Source organism: Pseudoduganella guangdongensis, assembly GCF_009857475.1.
GTDB classification, from domain to species: domain Bacteria; phylum Pseudomonadota; class Gammaproteobacteria; order Burkholderiales; family Burkholderiaceae_D; genus Rugamonas; species Rugamonas guangdongensis.
On the sequence record NZ_WWCJ01000009.1, the window covers coordinates 16817 to 33503 of the forward strand.

Below are 16687 nucleotides of genomic sequence, written 5' to 3' on the forward strand. Positions count from 1 at the left end.
GCTAAAATTGCAGTCCTTTTTAGAATAAGAAGTCTAAAGGTTGAAAGATGAATAAATTTGCTTTCGTGTTCCCAGGCCAGGGTTCCCAGGCTGTGGGCATGCTGGAAGGCTTTGCCGGCAACCCGGTGGTCGCACAGACTCTCGCCGAAGCTTCCGACGCATTGCAGTTTGACCTGGCGAAGCTGATCGCCGAAGGTCCAAAAGAAGAACTCGACCTGACCACCAACACCCAGCCGGTCATGCTGACCGCCGCGGTGGCGGCTTACCGCGCCTGGATCGCCGCTGGCGGCCCGGTGCCGAGCGTGGTGGCTGGCCACTCGCTGGGCGAGTACTCGGCCCTGGTGGCGGCGGGCGTGATCACGTTCAAGGATGCGGTGCCGCTGGTGCGCTTCCGCGCGCAAGCCATGCAGGAAGCCGTGCCGGTCGGGCAGGGCACCATGGCGGTGATGCTGGGCCTGTCCGATGAGGACGTGCGCGCCGCCTGCGCCGAAGCCGCGGCTGCCGTGCCGGGCGAAGTGGTGGAAGCGGTTAACTACAACGCGCCGGCACAGGTGGTGGTGGCGGGGCATAGCGCCGCCGTCGACAAGGCGTGCGAAATCGCCAAGGCCAAGGGCGCCAAACGCGCCATGCGCCTGCCGGTGTCGGCGCCGTTCCACAGCTCGCTGCTCAAGCCGGCCTCGGACCGCCTGCGCGAGTACATGGCGTCGATCCATTTCAATGCGCCGCAGATCCCGCTGATTAATAATGTGGACGTGGCCGTGCTGAACGACCCGGCGTCGATCAAGGATGCGCTGGTGCGCCAGGCGGCGTCGCCGGTGCGCTGGGTCGAAACCATGCAGAAAGTGGCTGCCGACGGCATCGTGAATGTGGTGGAGTGCGGCCCGGGCAAGGTCCTGATGGGGCTGGCCAAGCGCATCGACAGCAGCCTGGTGGGCGAGGCCATTTATGATCAGGCCACCCTTGAACGCATGCTGGAAACCCTCAAGTAAAGAAGAAGGATAAAAATGACCCTCGCTAAACAAGTAGCGCTGGTGACCGGCGCGTCGCGCGGCATCGGCAAGGCAATCGCGCAAGAACTGGCCCGCCAGGGCGCGATCGTGATCGGCACCGCCACCAGCGAAGCTGGCGCGCAGGCGATTTCGGCCTACCTGGCCGAAGTTGGCGCGGAAGCCGGCAAAGGCATGGTGCTGAACGTGACCAACGCGGAACAATGCGCCGCCATCATCGACGACATCGCCAAAACCTACGGCGCGGTCGGCATCCTGGTCAACAATGCCGGCATCACCCAGGACAACCTGGCCATGCGCATGAAGGACGAGGAGTGGGACAGCGTGATCGCCACCAACCTGTCGTCGGTGGGCCGCCTGTCGCGCGCCGTGCTGCGCGGCATGATGAAAGCGAAAACTGGGCGTATTATTAATATCACGTCCGTGGTCGCATCGGCCGGCAATCCAGGCCAGATGAATTACGCTGCCGCCAAGGCCGGCGTGGAGGGCATGACCCGCGCCCTGGCCCGTGAAATCGGCAGCCGCAACATTACCGTCAACAGCGTCGCCCCTGGCTTTATCGATACCGATATGACCAAGGCGCTGGGCGAAGACCAGCATACTGCCCTGTTGACCCAGATCCCTCTGGGCCGCTTGGGCCAGCCGGAAGATATTGCCGCCGCCGTCGCTTTCCTGGCTTCGCCAGCCGCCGCATATATTACCGGTACCACCCTGCACGTGAATGGTGGTATGTATATGAATTGATACGAAAGTGCGGCATAATGCCGCACGATCGCATCATTTAATAGTGATTTCAACGTAGATCAAATCAAACGCTGAAATTAGTTTATCGGCGCGCAAACCTGCTAAAATGCGCGCTTTCCGTAACAACATATTGGAGCCATAACATGTCGGATATCGAACAACGCGTTAAGAAAATCGTCGCTGAACAACTGGGCGTCGCTGAAGCAGACATCAAGAACGAATCCTCCTTCGTCGACGACCTGGGCGCCGATTCCCTCGACACCGTTGAGCTGGTAATGGCACTGGAAGATGAGTTCGAAATGGAAATCCCAGACGAACAAGCTGAAAAGATCACCACCGTGCAGCAAGCGATCGACTACGCAACTGCCCACGTCAAGGCCTAAGCTCGCCTGACGCTCCGATCCACTCCGGGAGACTCGCTTGAGTTCTAAAAACCGTCGTGTAGTGGTTACCGGTCTTGGTGTGATTTCCCCCGTCGGCAACACGGTTGCCGACGCGTGGAAAGCCATCACCGAGAGCAAATCCGGGATCGCTAACATTACCAGTTTTGACGCGTCGGCCTTCTCCACCCGCTTTGCGGGCGAAGTGAAGGGCTTCAACGTCGAGGCATACCTCGACGCCAAAGAAGCGCGTCACATGGATAAATTTATCCATTTCGGCATGGCAGCAGGCATCCAGGCTATCCAGGATTCCGGCATCGCCGTGACTGAGGAAAACGCCGACCGTATCGGCGTCATCATTGGTTCCGGCATCGGCGGCCTGCCGATGATCGAAGCACAGAAGGAAGACTACGACAAGCGCGGTCCGCGCCGTATCTCCCCGTTCTTCGTACCGGCCTCGATTATCAACATGATTTCCGGCAACCTGTCGATCAAGTACGGCATGCGCGGCCCCAACCTGTCCATCGTGACGGCTTGCACCACCGGCCTGCACTCGATTGGCGCGGCGGCCCGCCTGATTGAGTACGGCGATGCGGATGTCATGATCGCCGGCGGCTCGGAATCCACCGTGTCGCCGCTGGGCCTGGGCGGCTTTGCCTCGGCTCGCGCACTGTCCTCGCGCAACGATGACCCGGCTACCGCGTCCCGTCCGTGGGACAAGGACCGCGACGGCTTCGTGCTGGGCGAAGGTGCCGGCGTCATGGTGCTGGAGGAGTACGAACACGCGAAAGCGCGCGGCGCCAAGATCTATGCAGAATTGCTGGGCTTTGGCATGAGCGCCGATGCGTATCACATGACCTCGCCTCTGGAAGACGGCGCTGGTGGCAGCAAGTCGGCGCAAAACGCGCTGCGCAATGCTGGCATCAACCCTGACCAGGTGAATTATGTGAACGCGCACGGTACCTCGACCCCGCTGGGCGACGTGGCTGAAGTGCAGGGCATCAAGCGCACCTTCGGCGAGCACGCCAAGAACCTGGTTGTCAGCTCCACCAAGTCGGCCACCGGCCACTTGCTGGGCGGTGCTGGCGGCCTGGAAGCGGTGTTCACGGTGCTGGCGATTCACAACCAGGTGATCCCGCCGACCATCAACCTGTTCAATCAGGATCCGGCATGCGATCTGGACTTCTGCGCCAATACTGCGCGCAGCGCCACGATCAACTATGCGCTGAAGAACTCCTTCGGCTTTGGCGGTACCAACGGCAGCCTGCTGTTCGGTAAAGTCTAAACGGAACTTCCAAGCCTCGCCCCGGTCTTAGTGCCGGGGCGAGCGCTTCCGCTGTACCCCCCCCGAAAAAATCGAAAGTCCTTATGTCGATCGCGGCCTGTGTCGCTGTTCGTCCTTCGCTGTGCCTGTGCGTTCTGCGGGCAGGGCTGGTCGCGTCCGTGCTGGCCGTCGGGGCCTGGAGCGGGCTGCTGCCGGTGGCGGCGGCGCTACTGGCGGGTCTGCGGCGCGAGGTCAAATGCAGCCGCATTGATATTTCCGGTGTCGGGGATTTGCAGCTGACGGTATACCAGCAACAGTACCGGGCGCGCCTGTTGGGCGACTGCACCCTGTGGCCGGGCGCTTTGCTGCTGCATGCGGCGCTGGAGGACGGGCGCTGTCTCTGGCTGGTCCTGCTGCCCGATAGCCTGCCGGGCGGGCAATGGCGCCAGCTGCAGGCGGCAGTGCGGGCACAACTGCAGAAAATTTGAACCAATCTTCGGTGGGCTGCTCTTATGAAGGTGGACCCAGATCGTGAGCTGGTGGAGCGGGCCCGGGCGGGGGAGCGGACGGCGTTCGACCAGCTGGTGGAGCGCTACCAGCGCCGGCTGCTGCGCCTGGTGCTGCGGCTGCTGCGCGACCCGGCGGAGGCGGAGGATGTGGTGCAGGAGACCTTCCTCAAGGCGTACCGGGCCTTGCCGCGCTTTCGCGGCGACGCGGCGTTTTACACCTGGCTGTACCGCATCGCGGTCAACGGTGCGCGCAATGCCATCCTGCGCCGCCGCCAGCGTAGCGGGCCGCAGCCGATCGTGGCGTCGCAGGCGCCGGCGCCGCCGCCGGAGATCGGCACGCCGGAGTCGATGTTGCTGAGCAAGCAGGTGATGCAGGCCATCGACGCGGCGCTGGAAGCCTTGCCCATGGAACTGCGCACGGCCATTGTGCTGCGCGAGATCGAGGGCTTGAGTTATGAGGAAATTGCGCAAATCATGGAATGTCCGCTGGGAACCGTGCGCAGCCGTATTTTCCGGGCGCGCGAGGCGATTGCGCGGCGCCTGCGGCCTTTGCTGGATTTGCCGGTCGATCAACGCTGGTAGGGGAGGGGGCATGATAGTGTTGCCGGATGATGGGGCGCCGCGCGTCGGGGCCCGGGTCAATGCCGTGATCGGGGAGGCGCTGCGGCAGAGCGTGGCCGATGCTGTGCCCAGTGCGGGCTTCGCGGCGCGGCTGGCGGCGGCGCTGGACGCGGCGGCGGGCACGGCGGCGGACGCCGCGGGCGGACCGGCGGCGCAGGCAGTGAAGGCGCTGGCAGCGTCCTCTTGAAACGCGAAATGTTGACCGCAACATATCGTCACAAAATCACGCGCCCGTTTTACCCCAAGCTGATTTATATTGCCTGTACTTCATCTACTTTCACGAAACGCAACCATGAAAAAAACCATGATTTCTGCGCTGGTCCTGAGCGCAGCCTCCCTCGGCCTGCCAGCCGTTGCTGGTTTCGCGCCCGCTTATGCCGCGGCTCCCGCCGTGGCCGGTTTGCCGGACTTTGCCGACCTCGTTGAACGGGTCGGCCCGGCGGTCGTCAATATCCGTACCACCGAGCGCATTACCCAGCGCGACGTGGACGCGGCCGGCCAGGCCGATGAAATGCAGGAATTCCTGCGCCGCTTCTTTGGCGGCCAGATCCCGCGCGGCCAGACCCCGCGCCGCCGCAACCTGCCCAGCCCGGGCCAGGAAGTGCAGCGCGGCATCGGCTCCGGCTTCGTGGTCTCGGCCGACGGCTATGTGCTGACCAATGCCCACGTGGTGGACGGCGCGGACGAGGTGTACGTGACCATGACCGACAAGCGCGAGTTCAAGGCCAAGGTGCTGGGCGCCGATGCGCGCGCCGACGTGGCGGTGCTGAAGATTGATGCCAGCAAGCTGCCTTACCTGATGGTGGGCGACCCGAACAAGAGCCGGGTGGGCGAGTGGGTGATTGCAATTGGTTCGCCCTTCAACCTGGAAAGCACGGTGACCTCCGGCATCATCTCGGCCAAGGCGCGCGATACCGGCGACCTGCTGCCCCTGATCCAGAGCGACGTGGCGGTCAATCCGGGCAACTCGGGCGGCCCGCTGATCAACCTGAAGGGCGAGGTGATCGGCATCAACTCGCAAATCGCCACCCTGTCGGGCGGCTACAACGGCATTTCCTTCGCCATCCCGATCGACGAAGCCATGCGCGTGGCCGACCAGCTGAAAAAGTCGGGCAAGGTTACCCGCGGCCGCCTGGGCGTCCAGATCGGCGAGCTGAACAAGGACGTGGCCGAATCGCTGGGCCTGAAGAACAACAAGGGCGCGGAAGTGACCCTGATCGAGCCGGGCAGCCCGGCCGACAAGGGCGGTCTGCGGGTGGGCGACGTGGTCCTGAAGTACAACGGCAAGGAGATCGACCGCTTCGCCGACCTGACCCGCATGGTGCTGGGTACGGCGCCGGGCAGCAAAGCCACGCTGACCGTGTGGCGCAAGGGCGCGCCGACCGATGTGCTGGTCACGGTGGGCGAGGCTGACCCGGACAATAAGGTGGCCAGCCGTGGCGGCAAGCGCGGCGAGCAGAAGGGCGGCGCCGCGCCAGCCTCGCCGGCCAATGCGCTGGGCTTTGTGGTGGGCGACCTGACCGCGGCGCAAAAACGCGAACTGGGCGTGAGCGGCGGCGTCATCGTGGAAGACACCGAGGGCGTGGCGGAGGCGGCCGGCCTGCGCCAGGGCGATATCCTGCTGATGCTGAACAACCAGGACATCCTGGACGCCAAGCAGTTCAACGCCGCCGTGGCCAAACTGGATCCGAAGCGGGCGGCCGCCGTGCTGGTACGCCGTGGTAACCAGACGCAGCACTTCTCGCTGCGCCCGGCCCCAGCCGCCAAGTAAGCCGCAGCACCCGCCGCCGCGTGCGTGTCGCCCCAGGGCGGCAGGCACGCGGCGGCGTTAGGTTGGGGCTTCGCGCCTCGCCTCGGGGCGCGCTACAATGGCAGCCCGCGCCCGAGGGGGCGCCGACCAACCCGCGTAAGCCCTGAATGCACTTCACCCTTTACTCCCGCTCCTATTGCCACCTGTGCGAAGACATGCTGACCGCCCTGAACGCACTGCAGACGCCGGACCGGCCGTTCACCGTGGAGGTGGTCGATGTCGACGCCGATGCGGCCCTGGTGGCCCGCTTTGACGAACTGGTGCCGGTGCTGTTTGCCAGCCTGGACGAGCCGGAGCTGTGCCATTACTTCCTGGACGAGGCCAAAGTGCGGGCCGTGTTGTCGAAATAATTGCAAAGCTGATATTGTTTCTCCATAAAACCGGCTTTCCCCTCTGAAATCCGGTAAAATGCCGGGGGTTACCCTTGCATTGATTTCCATAAAAAGGCGCTCAAGCGCCTTTTTGTTATAGCTCGCTTCGATTTTTAATGAATAACATTCGCAACTTCTCCATCATCGCCCACATCGACCACGGCAAGTCCACGCTGGCAGACCGCATCATCCAGCTGTGCGGCGGCCTGTCCGACCGCGAGATGGAAGCGCAGGTCCTGGATTCCATGGACCTGGAACGTGAACGCGGCATCACCATCAAAGCCCAGACCGCCGCCCTGAAATACAAGGCGCGCAACGGCGAAATCTACAATCTGAACCTGATCGACACCCCGGGCCACGTCGACTTCTCCTATGAAGTGAGCCGCTCCCTGTCGGCCTGCGAAGGCGCGCTGCTGGTGGTGGACGCGTCGCAGGGCGTGGAAGCGCAGACCGTGGCCAACTGCTACACCGCGCTCGACCTGGGCGTGGAAGTGGTGCCGGTGCTGAACAAGATCGACCTGCCGAACGCCGACCCGCCGACCGCGATCGCCGAAATCGAAGACGTGATCGGCATTGAGGCGGGCGACGCCGTGCACTGCTCGGCCAAGACCGGCCTGGGCGTGGAAGACGTGCTGGAATCCATCATCGCCAAGGTGCCGGCGCCCAAGGGCGACCCGGACGCGCCGCTGCAAGCGCTGATCATCGACTCCTGGTACGACGCCTATGTGGGCGTGGTGATGCTGGTGCGCGTGGTGAACGGCACCCTGAAGCAGAAGGAACGCATCAGCATGATGGCCACCGGCGCCGTGCAGCTGGTGGACGACGTCGGCATCTTCTCGCCGCGCTCGGTCTCGCTGCCGCAGCTGTCCGCCGGCCAGGTGGGCTTCATCATCGCCGGCATCAAGGAACTGAAAGCGGCCCGCGTCGGCGACACCATCACGCACGAAAAGAACGGCGCCCCGGCACCGCTGCCAGGCTTCAAGGAAGTGCAGCCGCAGGTGTTCGCCGGCCTGTTCCCGGTGGAAGCGAACCAGTACGACGCCCTGCGCGACTCGCTGGAAAAGCTGAAACTGAACGACGCCGCGCTGCAATTCGAGCCGGAAGTGTCGCAAGCGCTGGGCTTCGGCTTCCGCTGCGGCTTCCTCGGCCTGCTGCACATGGAAATCGTGCAGGAACGCCTGGAGCGCGAATTCGACCAGGACCTGATCACCACCGCGCCGACCGTGGTGTATGAGGTGGAAAAACGCGACGGCTCCGTGATCTTCGTCGACAACCCGTCGCGCATGCCGGACCCGAGCCACATCAACGAGGTGCGCGAGCCGATCGTGACCGTCAACCTGTACATGCCGCAAGAGTATGTCGGTTCCGTGATCACCCTGTGTATCGCCAAGCGCGGCATCCAGATGGACATGGCCTACCATGGCCGCCAGGTGAAACTGGTGTACGAAATGCCGATGGCCGAAATCGTGCTGGATTTCTTCGACAAGCTGAAGTCGACCTCGCGCGGCTACGCCTCGATGGACTACGAGTTCAAAGAGAACCGCGCGGCCGACGTGGTCAAGGTCGACATGCTGATCAACAGCGAGAAAGTCGACGCGCTGGCCATCATCGTGCACCGCGCCAACGCGCCATACCGCGGCCGCGCCGTGGCCGCGAAGATGCGCGAACTGATCCCGCGCCAGATGTTCGACGTGGCGATCCAGGCCGCGATCGGCTCCAACATCATTTCGCGCGAAAACGTGAAAGCGATGCGCAAGAACGTGCTGGCCAAGTGCTACGGCGGCGACATCTCGCGTAAGCGCAAGCTGCTGGAGAAGCAGAAAGCAGGTAAGAAGCGCATGAAGCAAGTGGGCTCCGTGGAGATCCCGCAAGAGGCATTCCTGGCAATCCTTCAAGTGGACGAGAAATGACACTGCAATCCATCCTGGGCAATTTCGCATTAATCCTGTTCGTCCTGATGGTGGTGACGGGGATCATTTGGGTCCTCGATTTGATGGTGTTTGCCAAGCAGCGCCGCGCCGCCGCCGATGCCGCCCTGGCCGAGTACGACGCGCGCCATGCGCGCTCGGCGGCCAAAGGCATCCGCATGGACGAGCAGGGCAATTCGCGCGCCAAACTGGAAGCGGACATCCTGCGCCAGCCGACCTGGATCGAGTATTCGGGCAGCTTCTTCCCAGTGATCGCGCTGGTGTTCTTCCTGCGTTCCTTCCTGTGGGAGCCGTTCAAGATCCCATCCTCCTCGATGGTGCCGACCCTGCTGGTGGGCGACCTGATCCTGGTCAACAAGTACACCTACGGCATCCGCCTGCCGATCCTCAACCAGAAGGTAGTGCAGCTGAACGACCCGCAGCGCGGCGACGTGATGGTGTTCAAGTATCCGAAGGACATGAGCCAGGATTACATCAAGCGTGTGATCGGCGTGCCGGGTGATAAAATTGTGTATCAAAACAAGCGCTTAACGGTCAATGGTCAGGCGGTCGGCTATACCGCGATGGAAGACTACCTGGAGGAGGGCACGCTGACCTACCAGAAGCAGTTCACCGAGCAACTGGGCGATGTCCAGCACCGCATTCTGAATAACGAGAAAGCGCCGCCGGTGCAGATCGGGCAGGTAGAAGAGAATTATCCGCACCGCGAAGCCTGCACTTTCAATTACGAAGGCTTTTCGTGTGTAGTGCCTGAAGGAAATTACTTTATGATGGGCGACAATCGGGACAATAGTGCCGACAGCCGTATCTGGGGTTTCGTACCGGACAAAAATATTGTGGGCAAAGCCTTCTTCGTCTGGATGAACCTGGGTAATTTCAATTTTGAGCGTCTCGGCGGCATCCGCTAAGCAGACAGGGGGAATAGTTTTATGCACAAGCAGCGTCAACGCGGTATCAGCCTGGTCGGTCTGATCGTCCTTATCGCCATCCTGGGCGCGATTGGCCTGCTGGGCATGCAAGTGGTCCCCACCTATCTGGAATACCGCGCCATCCAGGGCGCCATCGAGCGCGCCAAGAAAGACGGCGCCACCTCGGCCAAGGATATCCAGGACTCCTTCAACAAGAGTGCCGAAGTCGGTTATATCTCGGCCATTAGCGGCCGCGACCTGCTGATCGAGCGCCAGGGCGGCGAACTGGAAATCAGTTTCGCCTACGAGAAAAAGATCCCCCTGTTCGGCCCGGCCAGCCTGCTGATGGAATATGAAGGCACGACCGCCAAGGGCGGCGTGAAAAAGAAAGCTGAAGAATAAGTGATGAATTTACAGTTATTGCAAACCAGGTTGGGCTACACGTTCCAGGACGCTGGATTGCTCCAGCAGGCCCTGACGCACCGTAGCCACAGTAGTTTGCATAACGAACGTCTGGAATTCCTCGGCGACTCCATCCTCAACTGTGTGGTCGCCTCGATTTTGTACGAACGCTTCAATTCCCTCGACGAGGGCGACCTGTCGCGCGTGCGCGCCAACCTGGTCAAGCAGCAATCGCTGTTTGAAATCGCGCAAAAGCTGGAGCTGTCGCAGTTCCTGCGCCTGGGCGAAGGCGAGCTGAAGTCGGGCGGTTTCCGCCGCCCCTCGATCCTGGCCGATACGCTGGAAGCGCTGCTGGGCGCAATCTACCTGGATGGCGGCTTCGACCGTGCGGCCGGCGTGGTGCGCGCCTTCTACATCCCGATCCTGGACTCGGTCGACCCGCAGACCCTGGGCAAGGATGCCAAAACGCTGCTGCAGGAGTTCTTGCAAGCCAAGAAAATTTCCCTGCCGCTGTACAACGTGGTGGCCACCCATGGCGCCGCGCACAGCCAGGAGTTCGAAATTGAATGCCTGGTGCCCAAGCTGGGCATCCAGGTCTACGGACGCGGCGGCAGCCGCCGCGCCGGCGAACAGGCCGCCGCCAAGCTGGCGCTGGACGTGGCGGAAGAAGCGTTGAAGAAGGCTCCTGCCGCCGGCCGCAAGCCGCGCCAGCGTTCCGCCCAGCTCAAGTTGGCCGGCATCGCCACCGTCCAGGGCGAAACGGCCGCCGACAAGAAGCTCGCCAAACAATAAACCAATCGAGTTGAATATGACTACCGCCCCCACCCCCGCCGGCTTCCGCTGCGGTTATATCGCCATTGTCGGCCGCCCGAACGTGGGCAAGTCGACCCTGATGAACACCCTGATCGGCGCCAAGGTCAGCATTACCTCGCGTAAAGCCCAGACCACGCGCCACCGCATCACCGGCATCCAGACCGTGAGCGACGCCCAGTTCATCTACGTCGACACCCCGGGCTTCCAGACGCGCCACTCCAATGCGCTGAACAAGACCCTGAACAAGACGGTGACCAATACCCTGGAATCGTCCGATGTCATCCTGTTCATCGTGGAAGCGGGCACATTCGGCCCGGCCGACGAGCAAGTGATGAACCTGCTGCCGAAAAACGTGCCGGTACTGCTGGTGATCAACAAATCCGACCGGGTCAAAGACAAGGCCGTGCTGATGCCGTTCGCCCAGCAGATTGCCGCCCGCTTCGATTTCGCCGCCATCGTGCCGGTCAGCGCCAAGCTGCGCTTCCAGCTGGACGGCCTGCAAAACGAGATCAAGAAGCACCTGCCGGAAAACGAGCCGGTGTTCGGCGAAGACGACATTACCGACCGCAGCGAGAAATTCCTGGCCTCGGAAATTGTGCGTGAAAAGCTGTTCCGTTTTGTCGGCGACGAACTGCCGTACACCAGCACCGTGCTGATTGAAAAGTTCGAACAGGAAGGCAACCTGCGGCGCATCTTCGCCGCCATCCTGGTCGAGCGCGACGGCCACAAGTCCATGATCATTGGCAACAAGGGCGCCCGCCTGAAAGAGGTCAGCACGCAAGCCCGCCTCGACATGGAAAAGCTGTTCGGCGGCCCGGTCTACCTCGAGATCTGGGTCAAAGTGAAGTCCGGCTGGGCCGACAACGAAGCCGGCCTGCGCGCCTACGGCTACGAGTAAATGTCCGTCTCGGGGTCAGGAAGAAAGGTGGACAAAATTTGCTGTGGCGGAAGAAATGTCCACTTTTCTTCCTGACCCCAAAGCGGACATTCCGGCGCAGAAGCGGCGGGCGGTGGGGCAGCAGCGCACGGTCGGGACCCGCGTGGCGGGGCAGCCGGCGTTTGTGCTGCATAGCTATCCCTATAAGGAAACTTCGCTCATCATTGAGCTGTTCACGCGCGATTTCGGGCGCGTGGCGCTGATCGCGAAGGGCGCCAAGCGGCCGCACTCCCAATTGCGCGGGGTACTGCAAACCTTTCAGCCGCTCACTACCGGCTGGGCCGGCAAGAATGAACTGCGCACGCTGACCGATGCGGATTGGGTCGGCGGCATGCGTCCGCTGGAAAAGACCGCGCTGCTGTGCGGCTTCTACCTGAACGAATTGCTGGTCAAGCTGACCGCGCGCGATGATGCGCATCCCAAGCTGTTCGACCATTACGTCTCCACCCTGAACCAGCTGGCGCATAACGAGCCGGCCCCGATCGTGCTGCGCAAGTTCGAAATGGCTTTGCTGCGCGAAACCGGGGTGGCGGCCGACCTGGTGCGCTGCACGGCCACGCGCACAAAAGTCGAGGCCGATGTACATTATGTGGTGGATCCCGAACGCGGCCCGCGTCCGGTGCGTGTCGACGATAGCGCGCCGCGCGTCGCCGGCAAGACGCTGCTGGACATGGAGCGCGAGGATTACGCCGACCCGGCCACGCAGGCGCAAAGCAAGCAGCTGATGCGCTACCTGCTGTCCTGGCACCTTGGCGGCGCGCCATTGAACACGCGCCAGATATTGATCGATTTGCTGCAACTTTAAGAAAAGAATATGAGCTTCCTGTCTCCTTCCGGCACCGTCATTGACCTCGGCGTGAACATCGACCACGTCGCCACCCTGCGCAACGCGCGCGGCACCGTGTATCCGGACCCGATCCGTGCTGCGCTGCTGGCCGAACAGGCCGGCGCCGACTGCATTACCCTGCACCTGCGCGAAGACCGCCGCCATATCAGGGATGCCGACGTGATCGCGCTGGCGCCGCAACTGGCGACCCGCATGAACCTGGAAGCGGCGGTGACGCAGGAGATGATCGACTTTGCCTGCCGCATCAACCCGGCCGACGTGTGCCTGGTGCCGGAAAAGCGCACCGAGATCACCACCGAAGGCGGCCTGGATGTGGTGCGCTTCCATAAGGAAGTGGAAGCGGCCGTCAAGCAGCTGCAAGCGCAGGGCATCCGCGTCTCCCTCTTCATTGATGCCGACGAGGAGCAGATCAAGGCCGCCGCCGCCGTGGGCGCGCCGGTGATCGAGCTGCATACCGGCGCCTATGCCGATGCGGAAGGCGAGGCGCAACTGCGCGAGCTGCAGCGCATCAAGGACGGCGTGCGCTGGGGCGTACAGAACGGATTGAAAGTCAACGCCGGCCACGGCCTGCATTACACCAATGTGCAGGCGATTGCCGCCATTCCGGATATCGCGGAACTGAATATCGGCCACGCCATCGTGGCGCACGCGATCTTCGCCGGCTGGGAGAACGCGGTGCGCGAGATGAAGGCCATCATGGTCTCGACCCGCCTGGCAGCAAAATGATCTACGGCATCGGCACCGATATTTGCAAAGTGCCACGCATTGCCGCTGCGCTGGAACGCAGCGGCGAGCGATTCGCGCGGCGCATCCTCGGTCCCGAAGAGTTTGCCACCTACCAGCAGCGCTGCGAGCGCAGTGCCGTGCGCGGCGTGCGCTACGCGGCGACGCGCTTCGCCGCCAAGGAGGCCTTTTCCAAGGCGCTGGGCCTGGGCCTGCGCGCGCCCATGACCTGGCACACGGCGCAGCTGCTCAATGATGATTTGGGCAAGCCCTACATGGCTTGCAGCGGCGCGCTGGGCGAATTCATGTTGCAGAACGGGCTGGTGGCCCATATCTCCGTGAGCGATGAAGAGGATTACGCGGTCGCCTACGCGATCGTCGAGCGAGCGAATGACTGAAGAAACCCAAGACCCGCGCGAGCAGGTGCTGGCCACCGTCGCCAAGCTGCCCAACCTGCCTGGCGTGTACCGCTACTTCGACGCCGAAGACAAGGTGCTTTACGTGGGCAAGGCGCGCGACCTGAAAAAGCGCGTGTCGAGCTACTTCCAGAAGAACCTGGCCAGTCCGCGCATTGCGCTGATGGTGGAGCGCATCGCGCGCCTGGAAACCAGCGTCACGCGCAGCGAGGCCGAGGCCCTGATCCTGGAAAACAACCTGATCAAGGCCCTGCAGCCGCGCTACAACATCCTGTTCCGCGACGATAAGAGCTATCCCTACCTCAAGCTGACGGGCGACGACGTGCCGCGTATGGTGTATTACCGCGGCGCGGTGGACCGCAAGCACCAGTACTTCGGGCCTTTCCCGTCGTCGTGGGCGGTGCGCGAATCGATGCAGATCCTGCAGAAGGTGTTCATGCTGCGCACCTGCGAGGACAGCGTGTACATGAACCGCACGCGCCCCTGCCTGCTGCACCAGATCGGCCGCTGCAGCGGCCCGTGCGTGGGCCTGATCGCGCCGGAAGACTATCGCAATGATGTGGACAACGCCGCGCGCTTCCTGCGCGGGCGCCAGTCGGAAGTGATGCAGGACCTGGAGCAGAAGATGCTCGCCTACGCCAGCGAGCTGAAATTCGAGCAGGCGGCGGCGGTGCGCAACCAGATCCAGTCGCTGTCCAAAGTGCTGCACCAGCAATCGATGGAAACCACGGGCGACCAGGACGTCGATATCCTGGCCGTGGTGGTGCAGGGCGGGCGTGCCTGCGTCAACCTGGCCATGGTGCGCGGCGGGCGCCACCTGGGCGATCGCGCCTATTTCCCGACCCATGTGATGGATGCGGAAATCGTGGCCGAGCGCCCGATCGAACAGGAAGTGTTGTCCGCCTTCCTGGTCCAGCACTATCCGGACAAATCGATTCCGGGCACGCTGATCCTGAATATCGAATTCGATCAGCCGGAGCTGATCCTCGCGCTGCAGGAGCAGTGCGGCCACCGCATCCACCTGGTGTTCCAGCCGCAAGGCCAGCGCCGCCAATGGCAGGAGCTGGCGCAGAAGGGCGCCGAGATTTCCTTGGCGCGCCTGCTGTCCGAGCAAGGTTCACAGCAGGCCCGCACGCGCGCCCTGGCCGAGGTGCTGGGCCTGGAGAACGAGGACCTGGATACCTTGCGCGTGGAGTGCTTCGACATCTCGCACACCGCCGGCGAAGCGACGCAGGCTTCCTGCGTGGTGTTCCACCACCACGCCATGCAGAACGGCGAGTATCGCCGTTACAACATCAACGACATTACGCCCGGCGATGACTACGCCGCCATGCGCCAGGTGCTGACGCGCCGCTATGAAAAGGTGGCCGGCGGCGACGGCGTGATGCCGGATGTGGTGCTGATCGACGGCGGCAAAGGCCAGGTGGAAATGGCGCGCCAGGTGTTTGTTGAGCTTGGCCTGGACATCAGCCTGATTGTCGGCGTGGCGAAAGGCGAGGGCAGGCGGGTGGGCCTGGAAACCCTGGTCTTCGTCGATGGCCGCGCGCCGCAGGAGCTGGGCAAGGAATCGGCGGCGCTGATGCTGGTGGCCATGATCCGCGACGAAGCACACCGTTTCGCCATCACCGGCATGCGCGCCAAGCGTGCCAAAGCCCGCCAGACCTCGCGCTTGGAGGAGATTGAAGGCATCGGCGCGAAACGGCGCCAGAAGCTGCTGGCGCGCTTTGGCGGCCTGAAAGGCGTGATGAACGCCAGTGTGGAAGATCTGAAATCCGTTGAAGGTATTTCGGACACGCTGGCGGAAGAGATTTACCGGCAGCTGCACTGAGAGCCGCTAAACCGGGAGAAGGTGCCGGCCCTTTGGGCCGTACCCTGGTATCCCGGTTCAAAGGTTTTCAAGCCAAACTGGCCTAACGCGCCCCGCCGTTATACACTAGCGGCGCGTCATTACAATTCTTATACACCGCATATGCCCTTCAACATCCCCATCCTGCTGACCTGGTTGCGTGTAGCGCTGATTCCCCTGGTCGTAGGCGTTTTCTACTTCCCGGATACCTGGCTCTCCGCCCACGAACGCAACGCCACTGCGACCTTCATCTTCATCGTCGCCGCCGTCACCGACTGGTTCGACGGTTTCCTGGCCCGGCGCTGGAACCAGACCTCGGCCTTCGGCGCCTTCCTCGACCCGGTGGCCGACAAGCTGATGGTGGCTGCGGCCCTGCTGGTGATCGTCAACCTGCGCCAGGACCCATGGCACCCGATTCTGGCCCTGATCATCATTGGCCGCGAAATCACAATCTCCGCCCTGCGTGAATGGATGGCGCAAATCGGCGCCTCCAAATCGGTGGCCGTGCATTCGATCGGCAAGATCAAAACCGCCGCCCAGATGACGGCGATCCCGCTGCTGCTGTACCAGGACGTGCTGTTCGGCGCCGTCGATACGCGCGTGATCGGCCACATGCTGCTGTGGCTGGCCAGCGTACTGACAGTGTGGTCCATGTTCTACTATCTCAAGAAAGCATGGCCTATGATCAAGGAACGTTCCGGTTCATTAACGTAAATAACAATGTTGCCCCTTGACACAGCGTTTAGATCATCTATAATGCTGGCCTGCTGTTGATGACAACGCAGCGATGCAAAGCGGGAGTAGCTCAGTTGGTAGAGCGCAACCTTGCCAAGGTTGAGGTCGAGAGTTCGAGACTCTTCTCCCGCTCCAAAATGTCATCGGCAACAAAGCGTAGTAAAGAGCGGTGATAATCGCACTGGAAATATGAGAATGTTTCTGCGATAATACGGTTCCTCTGAAATGCGGGAGTAGCTCAGTTGGTAGAGCGCAACCTTGCCAAGGTTGAGGTCGAGAGTTCGAGACTCTTCTCCCGCTCCAGTTCACTGGAGCAGCAGTAAGTAGTACAAGTTGTGAAAACACTCCAAGCGGGAGTAGCTCAGTTGGTAGAGCGCAACCTTGCCAAGGTTGAGGTCGAGAGTTCGAGACTCTTCTCCCGCTCCA

General features: G+C 62.4%; 19 protein-coding genes and 3 tRNA genes. All 22 read left to right on the plus strand.

The window, feature by feature from the left end; genetic code table 11:
* The first annotated feature begins 47 nt into the window (after positions 1–47).
* The 22 genes from fabD to GTP41_RS13865 all read left to right on the plus strand — a co-directional run bounded on the left by fabD (position 48) and on the right by GTP41_RS13865 (position 16687).
* The gene (gene fabD / locus GTP41_RS13760) at positions 48–989 is read left to right on the plus strand and encodes an ACP S-malonyltransferase (protein WP_161026146.1); all 942 of its coding nucleotides are present in this window, start codon (positions 48–50) and stop codon (positions 987–989) included.
* Positions 990–1004: 15 nt separating this feature from the next.
* Positions 1005–1751 (plus strand): 3-oxoacyl-ACP reductase FabG, encoded by a 747-nt coding sequence (gene fabG, locus GTP41_RS13765; protein ID WP_161026147.1) that lies wholly within the window; start codon positions 1005–1007, stop codon positions 1749–1751.
* Between the two features lie 143 nt (positions 1752–1894).
* On the plus strand, positions 1895–2134 hold the full coding sequence (acpP, locus tag GTP41_RS13770) for an acyl carrier protein (RefSeq protein ID WP_028104092.1): 240 nt from the start codon (positions 1895–1897) through the stop codon (positions 2132–2134).
* 37 nt (positions 2135–2171) lie between these two features.
* Positions 2172–3416, plus strand: a complete 1245-nt coding sequence (gene fabF / locus GTP41_RS13775) for a beta-ketoacyl-ACP synthase II (RefSeq protein WP_161026148.1) — start codon at positions 2172–2174, stop codon at positions 3414–3416.
* A gap of 83 nt (positions 3417–3499) precedes the next feature.
* Positions 3500–3883 carry a protein YgfX gene (locus GTP41_RS13780; RefSeq protein WP_161026149.1) on the plus strand — a complete coding sequence of 128 codons (384 nt, stop codon included), beginning with the start codon at positions 3500–3502 and terminating at the stop codon, positions 3881–3883.
* A 24-nt stretch (positions 3884–3907) separates the two neighbouring features.
* Positions 3908–4486, plus strand: a complete 579-nt coding sequence (gene rpoE, locus GTP41_RS13785) for an RNA polymerase sigma factor RpoE (RefSeq protein WP_161026150.1) — start codon at positions 3908–3910, stop codon at positions 4484–4486.
* A 10-nt stretch (positions 4487–4496) separates the two neighbouring features.
* Positions 4497–4712, plus strand: a complete 216-nt coding sequence (locus tag GTP41_RS13790) for a hypothetical protein (protein WP_161026151.1) — start codon at positions 4497–4499, stop codon at positions 4710–4712.
* A gap of 117 nt (positions 4713–4829) precedes the next feature.
* Positions 4830–6296, plus strand: a complete 1467-nt coding sequence (locus tag GTP41_RS13795; protein ID WP_229502857.1) for a DegQ family serine endoprotease — start codon at positions 4830–4832, stop codon at positions 6294–6296.
* Positions 6297–6442: 146 nt separating this feature from the next.
* Complete coding sequence (locus tag GTP41_RS13800) at positions 6443–6685, plus strand: glutaredoxin family protein (protein ID WP_161026153.1); 243 nt, start codon at positions 6443–6445, stop codon at positions 6683–6685.
* Between the two features lie 137 nt (positions 6686–6822).
* Positions 6823–8616 (plus strand): translation elongation factor 4, encoded by a 1794-nt coding sequence (gene lepA, locus GTP41_RS13805; RefSeq protein WP_161026154.1) that lies wholly within the window; start codon positions 6823–6825, stop codon positions 8614–8616.
* Positions 8613–9542 carry a signal peptidase I gene (lepB, locus tag GTP41_RS13810; protein WP_161026155.1) on the plus strand — a complete coding sequence of 310 codons (930 nt, stop codon included), beginning with the start codon at positions 8613–8615 and terminating at the stop codon, positions 9540–9542. The genes lepA and lepB overlap by 4 nt, the downstream gene beginning before the upstream one ends.
* Positions 9543–9563: 21 nt before the next feature.
* Positions 9564–9944 carry a DUF4845 domain-containing protein gene (locus GTP41_RS13815; RefSeq protein ID WP_161026156.1) on the plus strand — a complete coding sequence of 127 codons (381 nt, stop codon included), beginning with the start codon at positions 9564–9566 and terminating at the stop codon, positions 9942–9944.
* A gap of 3 nt (positions 9945–9947) precedes the next feature.
* The gene (gene rnc, locus GTP41_RS13820) at positions 9948–10736 is read left to right on the plus strand and encodes a ribonuclease III (protein WP_161026157.1); all 789 of its coding nucleotides are present in this window, start codon (positions 9948–9950) and stop codon (positions 10734–10736) included.
* Between the two features lie 16 nt (positions 10737–10752).
* On the plus strand, positions 10753–11655 hold the full coding sequence (gene era / locus GTP41_RS13825) for a GTPase Era (RefSeq protein WP_161026158.1): 903 nt from the start codon (positions 10753–10755) through the stop codon (positions 11653–11655).
* A gap of 55 nt (positions 11656–11710) precedes the next feature.
* Positions 11711–12499, plus strand: a complete 789-nt coding sequence (gene recO / locus GTP41_RS13830; protein WP_161026159.1) for a DNA repair protein RecO — start codon at positions 11711–11713, stop codon at positions 12497–12499.
* A gap of 9 nt (positions 12500–12508) precedes the next feature.
* Positions 12509–13267, plus strand: coding sequence for a pyridoxine 5'-phosphate synthase (gene pdxJ, locus GTP41_RS13835; protein WP_161026160.1), 759 nt, complete (start codon positions 12509–12511; stop codon positions 13265–13267).
* A complete protein-coding gene (gene acpS / locus GTP41_RS13840; protein WP_161026161.1) occupies positions 13264–13662 on the plus strand; it encodes a holo-ACP synthase in 399 nt (132 codons plus the stop codon). Before pdxJ ends, acpS begins: the two co-directional genes overlap by 4 nt.
* The gene (gene uvrC, locus GTP41_RS13845) at positions 13655–15508 is read left to right on the plus strand and encodes an excinuclease ABC subunit UvrC (RefSeq protein WP_161026162.1); all 1854 of its coding nucleotides are present in this window, start codon (positions 13655–13657) and stop codon (positions 15506–15508) included. The genes acpS and uvrC overlap by 8 nt, the downstream gene beginning before the upstream one ends.
* Positions 15509–15649: 141 nt before the next feature.
* Positions 15650–16240, plus strand: a complete 591-nt coding sequence (gene pgsA / locus GTP41_RS13850) for a CDP-diacylglycerol--glycerol-3-phosphate 3-phosphatidyltransferase (protein WP_161026163.1) — start codon at positions 15650–15652, stop codon at positions 16238–16240.
* Positions 16241–16320: 80 nt separating this feature from the next.
* Positions 16321–16396, plus strand: a tRNA-Gly gene (locus tag GTP41_RS13855).
* Between the two features lie 92 nt (positions 16397–16488).
* Positions 16489–16564 (plus strand) — tRNA-Gly (locus GTP41_RS13860).
* A 47-nt stretch (positions 16565–16611) separates the two neighbouring features.
* Positions 16612–16687, plus strand: a tRNA-Gly gene (locus GTP41_RS13865).

Coding starts and splice junctions, on each gene's coding strand:
- fabD (WP_161026146.1), top strand. CDS start 48: ATGAATAAATTTGCTTTCGTGTTCCCAGGCCAGGGTTCCCAGGCTGTG.
- fabG (WP_161026147.1), top strand. CDS start 1,005: ATGACCCTCGCTAAACAAGTAGCGCTGGTGACCGGCGCGTCGCGCGGC.
- acpP (WP_028104092.1), top strand. CDS start 1,895: ATGTCGGATATCGAACAACGCGTTAAGAAAATCGTCGCTGAACAACTG.
- GTP41_RS13780 (WP_161026149.1), top strand. CDS start 3,500: ATGTCGATCGCGGCCTGTGTCGCTGTTCGTCCTTCGCTGTGCCTGTGC.
- rpoE (WP_161026150.1), top strand. CDS start 3,908: ATGAAGGTGGACCCAGATCGTGAGCTGGTGGAGCGGGCCCGGGCGGGG.
- GTP41_RS13790 (WP_161026151.1), top strand. CDS start 4,497: ATGATAGTGTTGCCGGATGATGGGGCGCCGCGCGTCGGGGCCCGGGTC.
- GTP41_RS13795 (WP_229502857.1), top strand. CDS start 4,830: ATGATTTCTGCGCTGGTCCTGAGCGCAGCCTCCCTCGGCCTGCCAGCC.
- GTP41_RS13800 (WP_161026153.1), top strand. CDS start 6,443: ATGCACTTCACCCTTTACTCCCGCTCCTATTGCCACCTGTGCGAAGAC.
- lepA (WP_161026154.1), top strand. CDS start 6,823: ATGAATAACATTCGCAACTTCTCCATCATCGCCCACATCGACCACGGC.
- lepB (WP_161026155.1), top strand. CDS start 8,613: ATGACACTGCAATCCATCCTGGGCAATTTCGCATTAATCCTGTTCGTC.
- GTP41_RS13815 (WP_161026156.1), top strand. CDS start 9,564: ATGCACAAGCAGCGTCAACGCGGTATCAGCCTGGTCGGTCTGATCGTC.
- rnc (WP_161026157.1), top strand. CDS start 9,948: ATGAATTTACAGTTATTGCAAACCAGGTTGGGCTACACGTTCCAGGAC.
- era (WP_161026158.1), top strand. CDS start 10,753: ATGACTACCGCCCCCACCCCCGCCGGCTTCCGCTGCGGTTATATCGCC.
- recO (WP_161026159.1), top strand. CDS start 11,711: ATGTCCACTTTTCTTCCTGACCCCAAAGCGGACATTCCGGCGCAGAAG.
- pdxJ (WP_161026160.1), top strand. CDS start 12,509: ATGAGCTTCCTGTCTCCTTCCGGCACCGTCATTGACCTCGGCGTGAAC.
- acpS (WP_161026161.1), top strand. CDS start 13,264: ATGATCTACGGCATCGGCACCGATATTTGCAAAGTGCCACGCATTGCC.
- uvrC (WP_161026162.1), top strand. CDS start 13,655: ATGACTGAAGAAACCCAAGACCCGCGCGAGCAGGTGCTGGCCACCGTC.
- pgsA (WP_161026163.1), top strand. CDS start 15,650: ATGCCCTTCAACATCCCCATCCTGCTGACCTGGTTGCGTGTAGCGCTG.